At 49.0% G+C, this 17909-nt stretch carries 15 protein-coding genes; 5 read left to right on the top strand and 10 right to left on the bottom strand.

Annotated elements, in window-relative coordinates; translation table 11 throughout:
- Window positions 1-14 precede the first annotated feature (14 nt).
- From ACMV8I_RS10740 to rplU, 3 genes are all read right to left on the bottom strand, one after another.
- Window positions 15-986, bottom strand: coding sequence for a DMT family transporter (locus ACMV8I_RS10740; RefSeq protein ID WP_498865213.1), 972 nt, complete (start codon window positions 984-986; stop codon window positions 15-17).
- An 87-nt stretch (window positions 987-1073) separates the two neighbouring features.
- Window positions 1074-1331, bottom strand: a complete 258-nt coding sequence (rpmA, locus tag ACMV8I_RS10745) for a 50S ribosomal protein L27 (RefSeq protein WP_188472870.1) — start codon at window positions 1329-1331, stop codon at window positions 1074-1076.
- An 18-nt stretch (window positions 1332-1349) separates the two neighbouring features.
- On the bottom strand, window positions 1350-1661 hold the full coding sequence (gene rplU / locus ACMV8I_RS10750; protein WP_140473288.1) for a 50S ribosomal protein L21: 312 nt from the start codon (window positions 1659-1661) through the stop codon (window positions 1350-1352).
- A gap of 259 nt (window positions 1662-1920) precedes the next feature.
- On the opposite strand from rplU, the gene ispB reads away from it, so the two are divergent.
- Entirely contained in the window at window positions 1921-2892 is a 972-nt protein-coding gene (gene ispB / locus ACMV8I_RS10755; RefSeq protein ID WP_498865214.1) for an octaprenyl diphosphate synthase, read from the top strand.
- Window positions 2893-2958: 66 nt separating this feature from the next.
- Here ispB and ACMV8I_RS10760 read toward each other — a convergent pair whose 3' ends face one another.
- On the bottom strand, window positions 2959-3309 hold the full coding sequence (locus tag ACMV8I_RS10760) for a DNA-binding protein (protein WP_498865215.1): 351 nt from the start codon (window positions 3307-3309) through the stop codon (window positions 2959-2961).
- 658 nt (window positions 3310-3967) lie between these two features.
- On the opposite strand from ACMV8I_RS10760, the gene ACMV8I_RS10765 reads away from it, so the two are divergent.
- The gene (locus ACMV8I_RS10765) at window positions 3968-4234 is read left to right on the top strand and encodes a helix-turn-helix domain-containing protein (RefSeq protein WP_498865216.1); all 267 of its coding nucleotides are present in this window, start codon (window positions 3968-3970) and stop codon (window positions 4232-4234) included.
- Between the two features lie 62 nt (window positions 4235-4296).
- Here the strand turns inward: ACMV8I_RS10765 and mdh are convergent, their stop codons facing one another.
- Window positions 4297-5235: a malate dehydrogenase gene (gene mdh / locus ACMV8I_RS10770; RefSeq protein ID WP_498865217.1), complete on the bottom strand. Its 939-nt coding sequence runs from the start codon at window positions 5233-5235 to the stop codon at window positions 4297-4299.
- 464 nt (window positions 5236-5699) lie between these two features.
- Between mdh and argR the strand changes: the two genes are divergently transcribed.
- Window positions 5700-6170, top strand: coding sequence for a transcriptional regulator ArgR (argR, locus tag ACMV8I_RS10775; RefSeq protein ID WP_498865218.1), 471 nt, complete (start codon window positions 5700-5702; stop codon window positions 6168-6170).
- A gap of 402 nt (window positions 6171-6572) precedes the next feature.
- Here the strand turns inward: argR and mpl are convergent, their stop codons facing one another.
- Window positions 6573-7958: a UDP-N-acetylmuramate:L-alanyl-gamma-D-glutamyl-meso-diaminopimelate ligase gene (gene mpl / locus ACMV8I_RS10780; RefSeq protein ID WP_498865219.1), complete on the bottom strand. Its 1386-nt coding sequence runs from the start codon at window positions 7956-7958 to the stop codon at window positions 6573-6575.
- Window positions 7959-8125: 167 nt separating this feature from the next.
- On the opposite strand from mpl, the gene fbp reads away from it, so the two are divergent.
- Window positions 8126-9142 (top strand): class 1 fructose-bisphosphatase, encoded by a 1017-nt coding sequence (gene fbp, locus ACMV8I_RS10785; protein WP_498865220.1) that lies wholly within the window; start codon window positions 8126-8128, stop codon window positions 9140-9142.
- Window positions 9143-9251: 109 nt separating this feature from the next.
- Here the strand turns inward: fbp and ACMV8I_RS10790 are convergent, their stop codons facing one another.
- Entirely contained in the window at window positions 9252-10823 is a 1572-nt protein-coding gene (locus ACMV8I_RS10790) for a methyl-accepting chemotaxis protein (protein ID WP_498865221.1), read from the bottom strand.
- Window positions 10824-11126: 303 nt separating this feature from the next.
- Here ACMV8I_RS10790 and ppa point away from each other — a divergent pair, with 303 nt between their 5' ends.
- Window positions 11127-11657, top strand: a complete 531-nt coding sequence (gene ppa, locus ACMV8I_RS10795; protein WP_498865222.1) for an inorganic diphosphatase — start codon at window positions 11127-11129, stop codon at window positions 11655-11657.
- Window positions 11658-11767: 110 nt separating this feature from the next.
- On the opposite strand, the gene ACMV8I_RS10800 is transcribed toward ppa, so the two are convergent.
- Genes ACMV8I_RS10800 through tamA form a run of 3 tightly spaced genes read right to left on the bottom strand, consistent with a single transcriptional unit; the run spans window position 11768 to window position 17653 of the window.
- A complete protein-coding gene (locus ACMV8I_RS10800) occupies window positions 11768-12118 on the bottom strand; it encodes a gamma-glutamylcyclotransferase family protein (RefSeq protein ID WP_498865223.1) in 351 nt (116 codons plus the stop codon).
- A 31-nt stretch (window positions 12119-12149) separates the two neighbouring features.
- Window positions 12150-15977: an autotransporter assembly complex protein TamB gene (tamB, locus tag ACMV8I_RS10805; protein ID WP_498865224.1), complete on the bottom strand. Its 3828-nt coding sequence runs from the start codon at window positions 15975-15977 to the stop codon at window positions 12150-12152.
- The gene (gene tamA / locus ACMV8I_RS10810) at window positions 15974-17653 is read right to left on the bottom strand and encodes an autotransporter assembly complex protein TamA (protein ID WP_498865290.1); all 1680 of its coding nucleotides are present in this window, start codon (window positions 17651-17653) and stop codon (window positions 15974-15976) included. The genes tamB and tamA overlap by 4 nt, the downstream gene beginning before the upstream one ends.
- Window positions 17654-17909 lie beyond the last annotated feature (256 nt).

The raw sequence follows: 17909 nt of genomic DNA on the forward strand, positions 1-17909 counted from the left end.
ACTGTCTCCGTAAATCATTCACCGGGCTGCTTGAGTTTAGCCACCCGATTTTGTTCTGTCCGACCAGGCCACCAACGATGGCCTATTGCGGAAAACATCGCTCCCGCCACCACCACGAATGCACCAAGATAACCAATAACGTTAAGTACCGGTGCCGCAAACATACCAGGCCAGGCGAGTGCTAATAAATCTGAAAATAGCAGGGTAAACAGCGGCGTCAGGGTGACAAAAGCACTCACTTGCGCCGCCTGCCATCTCGCCATCGCTTCCGCTAATGCGCCGTATCCTACTAAAGTATTCGCGCCGCAAAACAACAAGCAGGCAAATTGCCAGCCGCTGAGCTGAGAGAGCATCGCCGGACTGGCCAGCGGGAGCAATGCGATAGAACATAAAGTGTACAGTAAAAATAAGATCTGAGGTGAAGCCAGCTGGCGCAATAAAAATTTTTGTGCCACGCCATAGGTCACCCAAACCGTTGCTGCGCCGATCCCCAGTAATACACCTAACGTGTAATCAGTGAGTCGAGTAAAAATCTCAATCAGGCTAGTATTGAAAAACAGAACCAGCCCTAAAATAAGCATACCGGCGCCGATGACCTGAGTGATACGCATCCTTTCCTTCAGGATAACGACGCTGGCGAACATCATACCGACGGGTGACAGCTGTCCAATCACCTGCGATGCCGTTGGGCTGAGGTATTGCAGAGATGACCCGAATAAAACGAAATTACCCAATAATCCGCAGGTGGCGATAAGGAGTAAAATTAACCAACGCGGACTTTTGAATATGCGCATCGATGGCAATCTATGCCGCAACGCGAGAATACATCCAAGAACTATAGCGGCTGAGGAAAACCTAAACCAAACTACGGTAAACGGATCCATCACCACTAAAACCTGTTTCATCGCAATCGGCAGAGAACCCCAGCACATAGCTGTGGTAATCGCTAACATGATCCCTACTGGCGCCTGCGACTTCGTATCCATATTCTTGTCAGTGTGAGCGAATCAGAATGTAAAAAGCCCCGCAACGAGTTGCGAGGCTTACATCTATTTACTTAAGACTCGAAAAATTTATTCAGCTTCGATGCTGATAAACTTACGATTTTTCGGGCCTTTAACTTCGAACTTGACTTTACCGTCAGCCAAAGCAAACAGAGTGTGGTCTTTGCCGCAACCCACGTTAGTACCAGGGTGGAATTTGGTGCCACGCTGACGAACGATGATGCTGCCTGCCAGTACCGCTTCGCCGCCAAAGCGTTTTACGCCAAGACGTTTAGCTTCTGAATCGCGACCGTTGCGTGTGGAGCCGCCAGCCTTTTTGTGTGCCATAGTTCCGCTCTCCTAAACTTAAGCGCTGATGCCGGTGATTTTAACGTCAGTGAACCACTGACGGTGGCCCTGTTGCTTACGGTAATGCTTACGACGACGAAATTTAACAATCTTAATTTTATCGCCACGACCGTGAGCTACGACTTCAGCTTTGACCAAACCGCCAGCAACTAATGGCAGACCGATATTAATTTCTTCACCGTTAGCAATCATTAAAACTTGATCAAACTCGATTGCTTCGCCAGTTGCGATGTCCAGCTTTTCAAGGCGAATAGTCTGCCCTTCGCTGACACGGTGTTGTTTACCACCACTTTGGAAAACCGCGTACATATAAAACTCCGCTTTCCGCGCACTCAACTTTGTATAGTCCAGAGGGCGCTATAAATATTCACAATAGGGCGCGAATTCTACGCAAAAAATCCGCATAAGACAAGAGCACATTCACCACAAAAGAAGAAAAAAAGCGCAGTTCTTGCGATAGCATTTATCTGCACTGTTTTTCAAGTACAATCCCCATTACAGTAAGTGCCATGTGCCAATGTGAGCCAGACCTCATTGCGGTGAAAAGTAACGCAGCCGAAAAAACACCATGAACCTAGAACAGATAATCGATCTCACAGAGCAGGACATGGATGCGGTAAACGCAACCATACTTGAGCAGCTGAATTCAGATGTTTCACTCATCAATCAGCTGGGATATTACATCATTAGTGGCGGGGGCAAACGCATTCGCCCAATGATCGCCGTTCTTGCTGCACGTGCCTTATCTTATAAGGGTAACAAGCACATCACTGTCGCTGCACTTATTGAGTTTATCCATACGGCAACACTGTTGCATGATGACGTCGTTGATGAGTCAGATATGCGTCGCGGGAAAGCAACGGCCAATGCCGCGTTCGGCAATGCCGCGAGCGTTTTAGTGGGTGATTTTATCTATACCAGAGCTTTCCAAATGATGACTGATCTAGAATCATTGCCCGTACTGGCATTGATGGCAAAGGCGGTCAATGTCATTGCTGAAGGCGAAGTTCTACAATTAATGAATTGCAACGACCCGGACATTACCGAAGAAAGCTACATGCAGGTTATTTACAGTAAAACTGCACGACTGTTCGAAGCTGCATCACAAGCTTCGGCAATGCTGGCCAATGGCACTGAAGACCAAATTCAGGGCTTACAGGATTACGGTCGTTATCTTGGTACCGCTTTCCAGTTAATCGATGATTTGCTCGATTATGACGCGAATGGGGAAACTCTGGGTAAAAATACCGGTGACGATCTGAATGAAGGAAAACCAACACTTCCTTTACTTCACGCGATGAAAAATGGCAATGCAGAGCAATCTGCCATGATCCGTAAGGCCATTGAGGAAGGTAATGGCCGTCACTTGCTGCAACCGGTATTGGCAACAATGCATCAGTGGGGTTCACTAGAGCACACTCGACTGCGGGCAGAAGAGGAAGCTGACAAAGCTATTGTTGCATTACAAGTTCTGCCTGAATCTGTTTACCGCACTGCACTTGAGGCGCTTGCTCATATTGCTGTCAGACGAAACTTTTAACCGTCCCCAAAATCATCTTTGAGCATGTACCGCCCATGCGGTACATGCTGCCAGTAACACCCAGTCTCAAGTAGTACGCAGACGCTGTAGAACTTCAGATAACCCCTCCCTGACAATAAACTTTATGATCATTTCACGCTCTTGTTGCTTCAGTTGTTTGTAACTTTCAATCCAAATTACCAAGGGATCCTGATGTGAAGAATATACATATTCCGCAGATTGTTCTTTCATCTCCAGGCAGTTCATCGCGTTGATGGGCAAGCTATCAATATGGTATTCAACAGCCTTTCCCTGAACACCATGCCTGCGACGCTTGACCCAGGCATTACGCCGCGCCATACCGTGGATCCCTTGAGTCGAGGAAGGTAACCCCTCAAAACCAATCAGTTCATTTGCTGAAAACCACTCTTTTTTCATAACGTTCCTTTTCAGATGGCACGCAGGCCTATTCGAATATGTTAGAAATCCTTGAGATGGCGAATAGTTTTATAAAAACCATCACCTTTCCTTTTAAATGTACATTTAATAACTGCACATAAGTTATAGCATTACTTAATAGAAAGAAGAAACACGAATTAACCACCCACCTTTCACATACATCAGAAAATTATTAATTACTTTATGAAACAAAAAAATAATACATTAAACTTTCAGAAAGAAACCAAACTAAAAACAAAACGAAAATCAAAATAAAGACAATAAATACAAAGTCATACATAAAATGTATTCCATTAGCCAGACACTATCCTGTTGAAAGCAGCACCATGAAGTGCTAAGAACGCGCACTGTGTTAAATGTATGTCTAAATCGAACAGTTAATATCAAAAAAAAATTATTATTCACATCTCATTAATAACCAAATATTTATAAACACCTGTTGCACTCTATCTGCAAAAAATCAAATTACGCATTTGCGTTAATTGCCATAAAGAGATATTTTTCCAGAAGATAAACAACATATTTTTTAGAAACAAAAACATCAACTCCGAGATGCAATATTTCAGATCTTGATTCCATAAGTCACACTGACGTTAAAAAACCATTGAATATTTTGCCTATAATGAAGGGAATACACATGAAAGGACGTAAAGAAAATTGGCATCAGGCAGACATTATCGCAGCGCTGAGAAAAAAGGGAACCACTTTGGCGGCGGTCTCTCGCGGCGCCGGGCTAAGTTCATCAACACTGGCTAATGCATTGTCTCGACCATGGCCTAAAGGTGAACGTATCATTGCCGATGCGATTGGCATCCATCCATCAATGATTTGGCCAAATCGCTATTTTGATGCGGCAACCTCGCAACGAATAGAACGCAAAATGAGAGCACCGAATAAAAACTGAACTCGTACTAATAAAAAACCGCCGTAAATGACGGCGGTTTATCAAGAATCATGTAACGGGGATCAGTTATTGATGAATTGCTCACCCAGTTCAATATCTTTGCGCAATACATCAAGCATTGAGTCAAGAGAGCTTTGCTCAAATGCACTCAACTTGCCGATGCTCTTCAGTTCAGCGACACCATTTTGACCCAACAGAATCGGCTGAGCGAAGAAACGTGCATATTCGCCCTGACCTTCTACATACGCGCACTCTACAACGTTACTCTCGCCTTGTAGTGCACGAACTAAGGATAAACCAAAGCGCGCAGCTGCCTGGCCCATAGAGAGTGTAGCAGATCCACCACCGGCTTTAGCTTCAACCACTTCAGTACCCGCATTCTGGATACGTTTGGTTAAGTCAGCCGCTTCACTTTCGCTAAAGGTAACACCAGGGATTTGCGACAGGAGTGGCAAAATAGTGACACCTGAATGGCCGCCAATCACCGGAACTTCGATATCCTGTGGCTGTTTGCCTTTCAGTTCAGCAACAAAAGTATTCGAACGTATTGCGTCGAGAGTGGTTACGCCAAACAATTTATTTTTGTCGTAAACACCCGCTTTTTTCAACACTTCAGCAGCGATAGCTACCGTAGTATTCACCGGGTTAGTGATGATACCAATGCACGCTTTTGGGCAGGTTTTCGCCACTTGTTCTATCAGATTGCGAACGATGCCCGCATTGACATTGAACAGGTCAGAACGGTCCATCCCCGGCTTACGTGCGACGCCGGCAGAAATCAACACCACATCAGCTCCCACTAATGCTGGAGTAGCATCTACTCCACTGAAACCTATAATTTTTACAGCTGTAGGGATATGACTGAGGTCGACAGCAACACCCGGCGTTACCGGGGCAATGTCATACAGAGAGAGTTCTGAACCTGAAGGCAGCTGAGTCTTGAGTAGAAGGGCGAGGGCCTGGCCAATACCGCCAGCTGCACCGAGAACTGCAACTTTCATCCTATACTCCTTTTTTATCATAAACTTAAAAAGCGCCGTGAATTCATCTAGTTATGACCTTAATCTACTGAACCGCCAAACACAATCAACTAATCCAGATTGTGAGAAGCCACGCAGTATTAAGGTTGTATGTCGGCTTAATTTAAGATTACTTTGTTGATGCTTCAGCAGCATAAACAATAACATCATAAAAATAGCGTCACGAAACACGACAGGTTAACCGGCAGTTACATTACACCCGAAGACAACATCAGAACAATATCATTTTTATAACAATTTAATTACCAATACAGGCGGCAGCAGTGCACAAAATTTTGCATATTCATCATATTTAACCATTTGCTTTTTGAGCCTGATTCCATCTATTTAGGTCTAGTTCATGTGGTATTACAGAACATTTATTGCATAACAATTCAAATATATGCATAATATTCAGCACTATTGTTATTACCTCAGGGTGTAAAATGCGTAATCCTGCTAAACAGGAAGATCTGATCAAAACCTTCAAGGCATTATTGAAGGAAGAGAAGTTCAGTTCTCAGGGGGAGATCGTCCTCGCCTTACAAGAAGAGGGCTTCGAGAACATCAATCAATCGAAAGTCTCGCGCATGCTGACCAAATTCGGCGCGGTACGTACCCGAAATACCAAAATGGAAATGGTCTACTGTCTGCCCGCTGAAATTGGTGTCCCTACGACCACCAGCCCATTGAAAAATCTGGTTTTAGATATTGATTACAACGAGGCCGTCGTGGTTATACGCACCAGCCCAGGTGCAGCACAGCTGATTGCGCGCATGCTGGACTCTTGGGGGAAATCGGAAGGTATTCTGGGTACTATCGCCGGTGATGACACCATTTTCACCACCCCAGCCAGCGGTTTCAGCGTTAAACAGCTTTATGAAGACATCCTTCACCATTTCGAACAGGAGCTGTAAGCGGCCCTCTATTGCGAAGTTAATGAATAGCGCCATATCACGACATGCAGGTTACCCGCCGTTTGCTCTTCAAGGTATCCTGCAAGTAACGCTATAGTATTACGACTCATTTTTCTCTAGCTATCTGCCTGCAAAACACCTGATGTTGATCTACAGCGGCGCTGCTATCCGATCACTTCCCATGTAAAGCTGACCCTCATAAGTAACATCACCTTCATATTTTAGTTTCAATGGGCTAATAACTGCAAAATTTACGCGCAGATGGCCAAATCAACTTAAGCGCTGATTTTAAAATAAAAAGTCATTCTTTTTTAAATCTCTTTTTATGCTCTCCATACACCAAATTCGATCCATTAAAAAGCACAGCGAGAACTGTGCTTTTTTATTCTCAAAACCAGAATGTTAAAACTCTTTTACTGCGCTGGCCTTAGCCGCTAGTGCATCAAGGAGTTTGCTATGAATACCGCCGAATCCGCCGTTGCTCATCACCAGAATGTGATCGCCCGGCAGCGCGGCTTTAATCACCAGATCCACCAGCGAATCAACATCTGCACTCCAATGCGCAGGCTGGATGCAGTGTTCGGCTACTTCAGCGACCTGCCACGGAATATGCTGTGGTTGCAGCAGGAACACTTCATCCGCCCGCCCCAGCGCAGGGGCCAGTTCGTTTTTACTCAGCCCCATTTTCATGGTATTTGAGCGAGGTTCGAGAACCGCCAGAATGCGTGCAGTACCGCCTACCTTACTGCGCAGTGCGGACAGCGTGGCGAGAATTGCCGTTGGATGATGCGCGAAATCATCATAGACGCTGACGCCAAATGCTTCGCCGCGCAGTTCAAGACGACGACGGGCATTGATGAAACTATCCAGCGCTTTGCAAGCATCCTCCGGTTTCACACCGACGTGGCGGGCAGCAGCAATGGCCATCAGCCCATTATGCATATTGTGTTCGCCTACCAGGGACCAATTCACTTCACCGACCTTTTCTCCATGAAGCATCACGGCAAAGGAGCTGGAATCTGGCGCGACCTTTTTTGCATCCCATGCACAGGCCTCGGCTTCACCCACGAACTCCTGTTCACTCCAGCAACCCATTGCCATCACTTGTTTCAAGGGAGTGTCATGCTCAGGCAGGATAATTTTACCCTGGCCAGGCACCAGGCGGACCAAATGATGGAACTGTTTCTGAATAGCTTTAAGATCGTCGAAAATATCCGCGTGATCAAATTCAAGATTATTGAGGATCAACGTACGCGGGCTGTAATGGACAAACTTGGAACGTTTGTCGAAGAAGGCGCAGTCGTACTCATCAGCCTCAATGACCATGAATGGGCTGTTACCTAGACGGGCAGAAACGTCGAAATTCCCCGGCACACCACCGATGACATAACCCGGTTCGTAGCCACAGACTTCGAGGATCCAGGTCACCATGCCAGCGGTTGTCGTTTTGCCATGCGTACCCGCCACGGCAATCACCCAACGGCCCGGAAGCACATGGTCGTGCAGCCATTGGGGGCCTGACACGTAGGGAATGCCTTGTTCCAGCACGGCTTCAACACAAGGGTTACCGCGTGTCATGGCGTTGCCGATAATCACCAGATCCGGCAGAGGATCCAGTTGAGAAAGATCGTAGCCCTGGATCAGTTCAATACCCTGATTTTCCAGCAGCGTACTCATTGGAGGATAAACGTTGTTATCTGAACCGGTAACCTGATGCCCTTGTGCACGTGCCAGCATCGCCAGCCCGCCCATAAAGGTGCCGCAAATCCCAAGAATATGAATGCGCATATGTTTTCCATTAATGCCTTTAAGTCAGCGGCTATTCTACCGCTCAGAATCCTCCAGAAGAAATGGATTTGCCTAGGATTCACTCATATATTTGGGCTAAACTGCTCTCGCTAATGTAAAGGGTTTATTAATAAACCGTTATCCATCCTAGATTCAGGGAATGCGTCATGAAAACGTTAGGCGAATTTATTGTTGAAAAGCAGCAGGACTTTCCCCACGCGACCGGTGAACTCACCGCCCTCCTTTCAGCAATAAAACTCGGCGCCAAAATTATTCACCGAGACATCAACAAAGCCGGGCTGGTCGATATCCTCGGTACGAGTGGTGTGGAGAACGTGCAGGGCGAAGTTCAGATGAAGCTCGACCTGTACGCCAATGAAAAGTTAAAAGCGGCCATGAAAGCGCGCGGTGAAATTGCCGGTATCGCGTCAGAAGAAGAAGATGAGATCGTCATTTTTGAAGGGGAACGCGCTGAGAATGCAAAATACGTGATTTTGATGGACCCGCTGGACGGATCATCGAACATTGATGTAAACGTCTCCGTGGGAACTATTTTCTCTATTTACCGCCGTACAACCCCTCTCGGGCAGTCAGTCACCGAAGCAGACTTCCTGCAACCGGGTAACCGCCAGGTCGCGGCCGGCTATGTAGTTTATGGCTCCTCGACGATGCTGGTCTACACCACCGGTGCGGGTGTTCATGCCTTCACTTATGACCCTTCACTTGGCGTATTCTGCCTGTCACATGAAAAAGTCCGTTTCCCTGAAAAGGGCAGCATGTACTCAATCAATGAAGGCAATTACATTAAATTCCCGCTCGGCGTTAAAAAATACATCAAGTATTGCCAAGAGCAGGACGAAGCCACGCTGCGCCCTTATACCTCACGCTATATCGGCTCGCTGGTTGCTGACTTCCACCGTAACCTGCTCAAAGGCGGCATCTACATTTATCCAAGCACCGCAAGCCATCCTGCCGGCAAACTGCGTCTGCTGTACGAATGTAACCCGATGGCCTTCCTGGCTGAACAAGCGGGCGGCAAAGCCAGTGACGGTAAAAACCGTATTCTGGACATTATTCCGCAGAAACTGCATGAACGTGCCCCTTTCTTCGTCGGCAACTGTTCGATGGTCGAAGATGCAGAACGCTTTATTGAGCAGTTCCCCGACGACGCATATCCACAATAAATACGTTTTAGCTCTGTACAAGACTTACGTTAATAAAAAACATCAACAAAAAGGTCCAGCACAAGCCGGACCTTTTTTTACGGCTGAACATCTTAGAACGAACAGCCTCTCAGACAACATCCTGACGATGCAGTTTGAAGACTGATACGCTTTGCGCCAGTATCTGCGCCTGCTCTTCCAGCGAACGCGTGGCAGCCGTCGCTTCTTCGACCAGTGTGGCATTTTGCTGCGCCACCAGATCCATTTGGGTGATCGCAATATTCACCTGCTCGATACCATGAGTTTGCTCTGAAGAAGCAGTGGATATCTCACCCATCAGGCTGGTGACACGGCGTACTTCGTCGGCAATCTCGGTCATGGTGGCAGCGGCAGATTTCACCATTGCTTCCCCTTCTGAGATACGGCTTTCGGAATCGACAATCAGCTCTTTAATTTCCTTCGCGGATTGCGCACTACGCTGAGCCAGACTGCGCACCTCGCCCGCTACTACGGCAAAACCACGCCCTTGCTCACCGGCTCGTGCAGCTTCAACCGCAGCGTTCAGCGCCAGAATATTGGTTTGGAATGCGATACCGTCGATGACTGTAATAATGTCAGTAATGCGTTTCGAACTGTCTGTAATAGCGCGCATTTTATCCATCACCTGGTGCACCACCTGACTGCCTTTATCCGCAATACCCGATACACTTTGCGCCAGTTGGTTGGCCTGCTCGGAGTTCGTCGCGTTCATGCGTACCGTTGACGTCAGTTGCTCCATGCTGGCCGCGGTCTCTTCGAGTGATGCGGCAGATTCTTCAGTGCGTTGTGCCAGGTGTACATTACCTGCCGCCAGCTCACGCGAACCGACATCGATCTGATTACCTGCATCACGAACACGGCCCACCGAGGCAGCCAGCGCATCCTGCATCTTCTTCATCGCACGGAATAAACGGCCCATTTCATTGCTGCGAGAATCGTCGATGTCGCGGGTCAAATCTCCGGCGGCGATGAATTCTAGCTGCGCGATAGATGCACTGAGCGGATGCATAATGATTTTTTGCAGAGCAAACCACGCCAACAGCGCAATAGAGATAGCGATCAGACAGGCAACAATAATGACGATAACCTGTACCTGCGCCTGTTTCTGCGCAGCCGTAATATGGCGATCGGCAGTTTCGTTGGCATACACCCGGAAATCCGCCAGCGCTTTATCGTAAGCGTTGCTGGACGGCGTCATTTTATTTTCCAGTACGTCGTAATAACCATCGGGGCTTTGCGCCTGGATAGCCGCCAACGCGGGTTCAAGCCCTTGCTGTTTATACGCGTCATAGGCCACTTTTAACGCCGTGGATAAATCTTCTCCGCGCTGAGTTTCATCTTTAATCGCCATAAACACGGCAACCTGCTGATCGGCCTGCTTGATATAGTCCGCAACCCGCCCGGCCGTCTCTTTCGAGTCATCCATCATGCCAATTTCCATCTGACGAACCGCTACGCTGCTGGCGACACGCGCGCGCAGAGAAAAACTGTAGCTATTGGCTAACGCCCCAATTTCATCTCCCTGAAGCTGATCAATTTGCTTTAGTGAAGTGGAACTTTGCCGGATAGCATTCGTACCCAACACACTGACAAGTAACAAAATCAGTGTCATTACGACTAACAAGGCGATCAATCCCGCCTTTACGCTCAACTTATTTAACATGCTGTAGTACCCGGTCATTTAGGAAAAGGAGGAAAATCGGTGAGCGTTAATCTGTCGGTAATGGAGAATTTTTATGTCAGTGATTATCGGCAATCCCATGAATTTCTTGAGAAGAAACAGTAAAACAGGCAGTTAGGCGGTAAAGCGCGATTGCTGAAAACTTTAATGCCAAAAAAGCCTGACTAAGCGCAAAGAAAAAGTGAGAAAAACCAGAAACAACCGCCGAGAAAAGGGCAGGAATTCGTGACGGACTTGGCTATAATGTTCGCCACTCCAATTCCTGGTCCAATGAAGGAAACCAAAATGAGCTTACTGAATGTGCCGGCAGGCAAAGACATGCCAGAAGATATCTACGTAGTGATCGAAATCCCTGCTAACGCCGACCCAATCAAATACGAAGTAGATAAAGATACCGGTGCACTGTTCGTGGATCGCTTCATGTCGACTGCGATGTTTTACCCATGTAACTACGGCTACATCAACCACACCCTGTCTCTTGATGGTGACCCGGTTGACGTGCTGGTGCCAACGCCGTACCCACTGCAACCAGGTTCAGTCATTCGCTGCCGTCCGGTTGGCGTACTGAAAATGACCGACGAATCTGGTGAGGATGCCAAAGTTGTGGCGGTTCCACACACCAAACTGAGCAAAGAATACGATCACATCAATGATGTGAACGACCTGCCAGAACTGCTGCGTGCACAGATCACCCACTTCTTCGAGCAATACAAAGCGCTGGAAAAAGGCAAATGGGTAAAAGTTGAAGGCTGGGCTGACGCCGCTGCCGCGAAAGAAGAGATCGTGACATCTTTCGAACGCGCTAAAAACAAGTAATTGTTTTACCGTATAAAAAAACACCGCCCACTGGACGGTGTTTTTTTATGTCTCTCTCCCTGGTAGAAGAGAAGATGTAGCAACAGATTAAGCGACCTTGCTCAGAGTTCTCACTTCACATCATCCGCACGTTTCAACCAGTCTCCACCTTCGATCCGCGACACTCCTTCGAGTGAGCGAATGTAAAGGTAGATCCAGGCGCTGCCGTACGGGGTGGAAATCAGCTCACGTTTATAGTCTTTTGTATTACTTTTCAGTTCGTCCAGTTCAGCCATAATAGATGACGTGATACGGTAAACTTCACAATAGACTTTTCCGTCCCCTGGAACTGCCGCAGGATAGTGCCCCAGATTGTAGAGCGCATAGCCTTCCAGCTCGTGGTCACCCAACCACTGAGCGTGAGTCATCCAATGACTGTTGCCTTGCTTGCGTCGTAAACTACCATAAACAATTATTCGCATGTTTGGTTTCGTATAGTAAAAGTCACATGGGTTAGAACTCAAACTGATAGAGCAAATCCAATGCCTGATCGATACCTGAAACAGCTTCAAGGTACAGTTTAGGCATCAAACGATAGCGCAGAGTCAATGTTGCCAGCGAATCGAAGATACCGACACCATATTTTACCTGTAAACCTGGTAAAACATAGCCGCTGACCACCACCTGAGAGCTATCTCCCACCCCCTGCGTATCCAGTGCCAGATTGCTGACACCGAATGCTTCACCGATTTTACCCACAAGTTTACCACTTTGTGCAACTCCCATGCCGATAAGCATTGAAGTCATTGCGCCGCTGTCAGCACCCGAACTGCCTAAACCTTGCCCGCGAAGCAGATAGGACAAGGCTTCCTCCTGCGACATGGTTGGATCTGAGAAGATTTCAAGTTTAGGTGAATCGGCCTCACCGGTGACCCGAAGTCCAGCAATCACGCCATTTTCGGTGGAATCTGGATTACGGATCGCTTCCAAACTCAGCAATGGCTGGTCGGCAGGACCAGAGAACAGCAACTGGCCTTTACGGACGATCAAATCTTGTCCGTATGCACGGAAGCGACCCGATGGAATATCAATCTGACCATTCAGACCCAGACCGCGTTTATCCTGCGCCACTTTAAGCACGCCTTTCAGGCGGGCTTTCAGACCAAAGGCGTCAAGTCTCACATCATTACCGATGTTAATCATCAGATTACTGTTGATAGGAATTGACGTCGAGACGGGTGCTATAGGCTGGCGCTGATCGTTAAGCATCACTTCGTCAGACGAGATGCCTACCGCGCTTTCAGGCAGTTCCTGCACGGTGATACGCGCCCACGGAATATCTACCCGACCGTTAAGCGAGAACAATTGCGGCGTGGCTTCAAACACGATGTCCGGTGACACATCCATACGCACCATTGGCGGGATAGAAACACGAACACGATCGCCTTTCGCGGCAATTTTAGCGCGCCATGCATTCAATTCGCTCCAGTCCGCGTTACCGTTGAGCTCGAGCTGACCATGCGCGGTACGTATCACCCCAGCCATCAGTGACGACATGCCGTTGAAGTTGATGTTGAGATTGCCGCTGGTCACGTCGAATGGCATAAACTGTGCGTCGAAATCGATATCAGACAGCGCCAATTTACCAAACACCTGCGGCTTTTGCGCATTCCCGCCCAAACGTAGATTTGCATTGAGAATGCCCGAAGCCTTCTCACCTTCCGCGAGCAGCGGTTGCAGCAATGCCATCGATATTTTGGTGATGTTGACATTGCCACTCAGATCGCGACGATTTTGCGGATCGATAATTTGAACGTTGCCATCAAATTGGCCGTTATTGGCAATTTTGACCAGCCAGTCGAAATTAGCACGACCATTATTGAGCCCGGCATTAATATTAAGCGAATCAAAGGCCACCGGTAGGCGATTGCCCTGAATAAGCTGTTGTACCTTCACGCCATTTCCCACCAGCGACAGGCTTGCCTGCGGCAGTCCACCATCAGCCTTCCAACTCACATTGGCTTTGCCGCTGAAAACACCGCTGAGTTTGGTGTCCTCGCCGAGGAAAGGCTTGAGCATGGCCAGATCAAACCGATTAAGCAGCAGGCTAGCCTGTCCGCTGGCACTGGCATCAATGGTTTTCGGTACACACAGATCGGCGTTAGGGTTTTGCCAACAGTGCGGCCCGACCGTTACCCGCTGATCTTTATTGAAGTACTCCAGCGCAATCGAGCGATTAAGGCGCCATTCACCGACCGGCGTATCAAACAGCGTATTATTGATATTGCCTTTCCACTGCTCAGTCGTGCGGTCAAAGCTACCGCTCAGTGCCAGACGACCAGATACCGGCTTACCTTCTACATTAAGCTTCAGCTCATGCTGCTTTTCGTTACCTTTAGCATCCAGCGTCAGGTCACTGATTTTCAAAGCATCTTGTTTAAGATCCTGCACCCGAACAGCAAGATTACCTTGGATCTGGTCGTAAGAACTGACATCACCTTTAATAATGACGCGGCTGATAGTCAGCGCCTGCCATTTAAGACCCGTCGCAGTGAGATCGGCCAGCAGCTTTGGTGCTTTCAGATCACCACGTAATTGCAGCATACCTTTCGCTACGCCGCCCAGCCCCGGCAGAGCACCGTCCAGATGCGGTGCATCGATTTTGGCATCCAGCTCCCATTTTTCGCCGAGCTTACCTTTAACATCGATATTATTGCGCCCCAACTCAAGATGTAGTTGAGGGATATCCCACTGTCCGTAGTTATTGCCCCGCATGTTACCGCGGGCTTTGACCAGATTATTTTTCACATTGCCGTCAAGCTCCAGCGTCGGCACCTGGACCTGCCAGCTGCCACCATACAGACTGCCGCGCGTAGCGATTTTACCCTGCAACCTGGCTGGCCAGTCAGGGTACTGCTTGGCGGTATTGATGTTATTGAGCGTCAGCAGGGTGTTCCAGCTGATAGCTTTACTCCAGTCCACAACGCCGGTCAGATCAGCATTGCCCTGCAACGCAGCGAGCCGCAGCAAGGTGAGTTTGAATTGCTCGACGTTACCTTTGCCGTCGACGCTCAGCGTCGCAGGTGGAATTTGATCGCCGCTGAAATCAGAGTGTAGCGAAAGCGCGTAGTCTGTCGCTTTACCGCTGAATTTCAGTTTGAAGCCCTTAATCTGAAACTGTGGGGTACCGGCCAGTGGCCATTGCAGCGCATTACTCTGCAGCGCCAGATTTAGTGGCAGACCGGCTTCAGCCAGTTGGGTTTGCATGGAAAGCTGCGCCCTAACCGGGCCGGAAAGGTTCAGACCAACATCCAGTTTATCGCGCAGACCGCCGCCCACTTTCAGTTTGATTTTCTCGCCTTTAAGCGGATCCACATTCACCACGGTGTTCACCGTCATGTCGACCGGCCAGTTGCCATATAGAGTGGCCTGCCCGATACCATCCAGCGATCCCTGAGGTGAACGCACCTGCAGCGCCTCGAGTTTCACTACCTGATCCTGCGTGCTGGCCTTCAACAAAAAACGAGTGATCAGCACGTCGGTATCACCGGTCAGACGCAAATTGTCTGCGGTCAGCTGATCGATATTGAGATCCAACGGCAGGCGGAAGTCCGGTAACTCGGGTAACAGAGGCTTGGAAAATAACGCCTGCAAGGTTTCGCCAAGCGGTTTTTCTGGCACGATGACAGGTTTTTCCACCGGTTTGCCGGTGACTTTCTCTGTCGCTTTCTCGACGGCTTTATCCTGCGCAGCCTGCACGATGTCCGGCAGCGGGCTAACCACCGTTTTTGGCAGGGCAATCAGCAGGCCGCCGAGATGAGTCGGTAACAGATGCAACGAACGGTCCTGCCACTGCGCCCCCGAGCGGAACTCTTCTAAGGAGATCGCGCGGTCATCAATGGTGACATTGACATTATTGAGCGTCAGCACGCGCAGGGTGATCGGATAGGGAGTACTAAGATTGGTTAGCGGCTCGCTGTTTTCAGGTTCTGCAACAGATTCCGCAGACTTCATCTCTTTGGTGTTAACCGCAACGTTTACATCTCTCAGACGCAATGCATTGATGCACAACGCACTGTTTTTAAAACAGGAGAGATCGACCGAGAGATGGAACTCCCCAGCCTTAACGTCCACACCGGGCATTTCGTAATGTAGCCCTTTAAGCGTCAGGTTACGCCAGCCACCCTCGACGCTGGCAATGTTCAAACCAGGAACAAACCGCTGCGCACCGTTGATGACGAGATGTAAGCCAGTTTGCGTACCGATGAGAAACGCCAGCGTACCCACCAGTAACAGCAGAACAATGAGGAAACCCAGGCAGATCTTCTTAAATAAACTCATAATTCCGGACCCAAACCAATGTAAAACTGCAATCCATGCTCGTCCTGGTCGCCGACCGGCGCCGCGATATCAAGCTTTACCGGCCCCACCGGCGAGGCCCAGCGTACGCCTACACCCGCACCGGTTTTAAGATTACTTTTGATCAGATCATTGGTGGCTTCTCCGGTATCAACGAACACCGCACCCCACCACTTTCCAGTGACGTTGTACTGATATTCCACCGAGCCGGTTGCCAGTTTTGACGCACCAGTCAACTTACCGTCATCATCTTTTGGCGACAGCGATTTGTACTTATAACCACGAATGCTGCGGTCACCCCCGGCGAAGAATCGTAAGGATGGCGGCACGCGTTCGAAATCATTGGTTTCAATCCATCCAAGGTTGCCACGCAGGACAAATCGGTTCTTCTCGGCGAATGTGCGGATCCATACGTTTTGCGCCTGAATCACGGCGAAGTCGATATCAGAACCCCAGGTCGTGTCAGAGATATCCAGTGAATAACGCTGTGAGTCGCCCCAAGTGGGCATCAGCCCGCCACGCTGTCGAGTGCGGTTTACGTTCACACCCGGATAAATAAGCATAGTGGTGTTGGTCACACTGCCCTGCGTAAAGTGGTCAAGACTCCAGCGCAGGTTAACCGCGCGTTGCCAGCCACTGTTGAGCTCCCAGTAACGCGCCAGGTTGACGGTGGTGGAGTCTGATTTGGTGTCATTCAGGTCTTCACGTTTGAAGCCTCCCTGCACCAGATAATATTGTTCGAGAGGCGCTTTCAGCAGCGGGATCTTATAACTCAAATCGAGAGATTGCTCCGGGGCCGAAAGATTAACTGTGCTCTCTAAACTGTGGCCGCGATCGTTGACCCACGGTTTTTTCCAGTTGGCTTTCAGCCGGGGCCCGACGTCGGTCGCGTAACCCACCCCGGTTTCAAGTGTATTGTGCGTACGCGGCGTCACCACCGCGTTCAACGGCAGCATTTTAGTCGTTTTGGCACCGGTAAACTCAGGGGAAACCACCACCGAGTTAAACCAGCCGGTCGCAGCAAGGCGGCGGTTCAACTCCGCCAGATCGGCCGAACTGTAATAGTCACCTTCATGAAAAGGCACCAGGTTTTGCAGATACTCTTCGCGGATCTGCGAGCCCTGAAAAGTAACAGCGCCGAAGTGGTAGCGCTGTCCACTGTCAAACTGGATATCCCAGAACGCTTTGTGCTCGTCTTCTATAACGCCTAACTGACTCTTGCGCATATCAGCATCAAAGTAGCCTTTACGCACGGCCATGCCTGTCAGGGCGCTTTTAAAGCCGTCATAGGTCCCGTGATTTAATAGGGTGCCAACGGCAGGAACGCGTGACTTCTCTAGTGCCGCAAACTCATTGTCTTTGCTGGCCTGACCGTCAATCACCACATGGGTGCCTGCGATCTTGACAGGCGTTCCTGGCGTCACTCTTGCCACCAATACCGGACGGCCCGGTGGTGGCGTCTGACGGAAATCAAAATCAATGGTCGGCTGGTAGTATCCTAAAGGACGTAATCCCTGTTCGATAGCCGCGCTGACGCGGGCACGAAACCGTCCATCAGCACCCACTTCATCACTTTGAATTGAGGAGAGCCGGACCCGCACATTCTTTTCCAGATCGCCTTCAAGACCTTCTAACTGTAAGCGTACTTTCGCAGCCATAGAGAGCGAGGGAGCCAGCAACAGACCTAATAATAAAAATTCCCGGTGGTATCGTGGCACGCACACTCCTTCTTATTCTTCTGTCCTGTTAAAATACCAGATGCCGGTCAGGGGATTAATGCCAAAACGCGGCATATTCACCTATTAAAAATCTGATTAACGCATTTTAGTGCTAATTACCCAAAAATCATCATCGACAAGGCAACGTTATCCATATTGTGTGCAAAGTCGCAATCAGATACAACTAACCATATCC

It is taken from the genome of Ewingella sp. S1.OA.A_B6, from assembly GCF_049889095.1.
GTDB lineage: Bacteria > Pseudomonadota > Gammaproteobacteria > Enterobacterales > Enterobacteriaceae > Ewingella.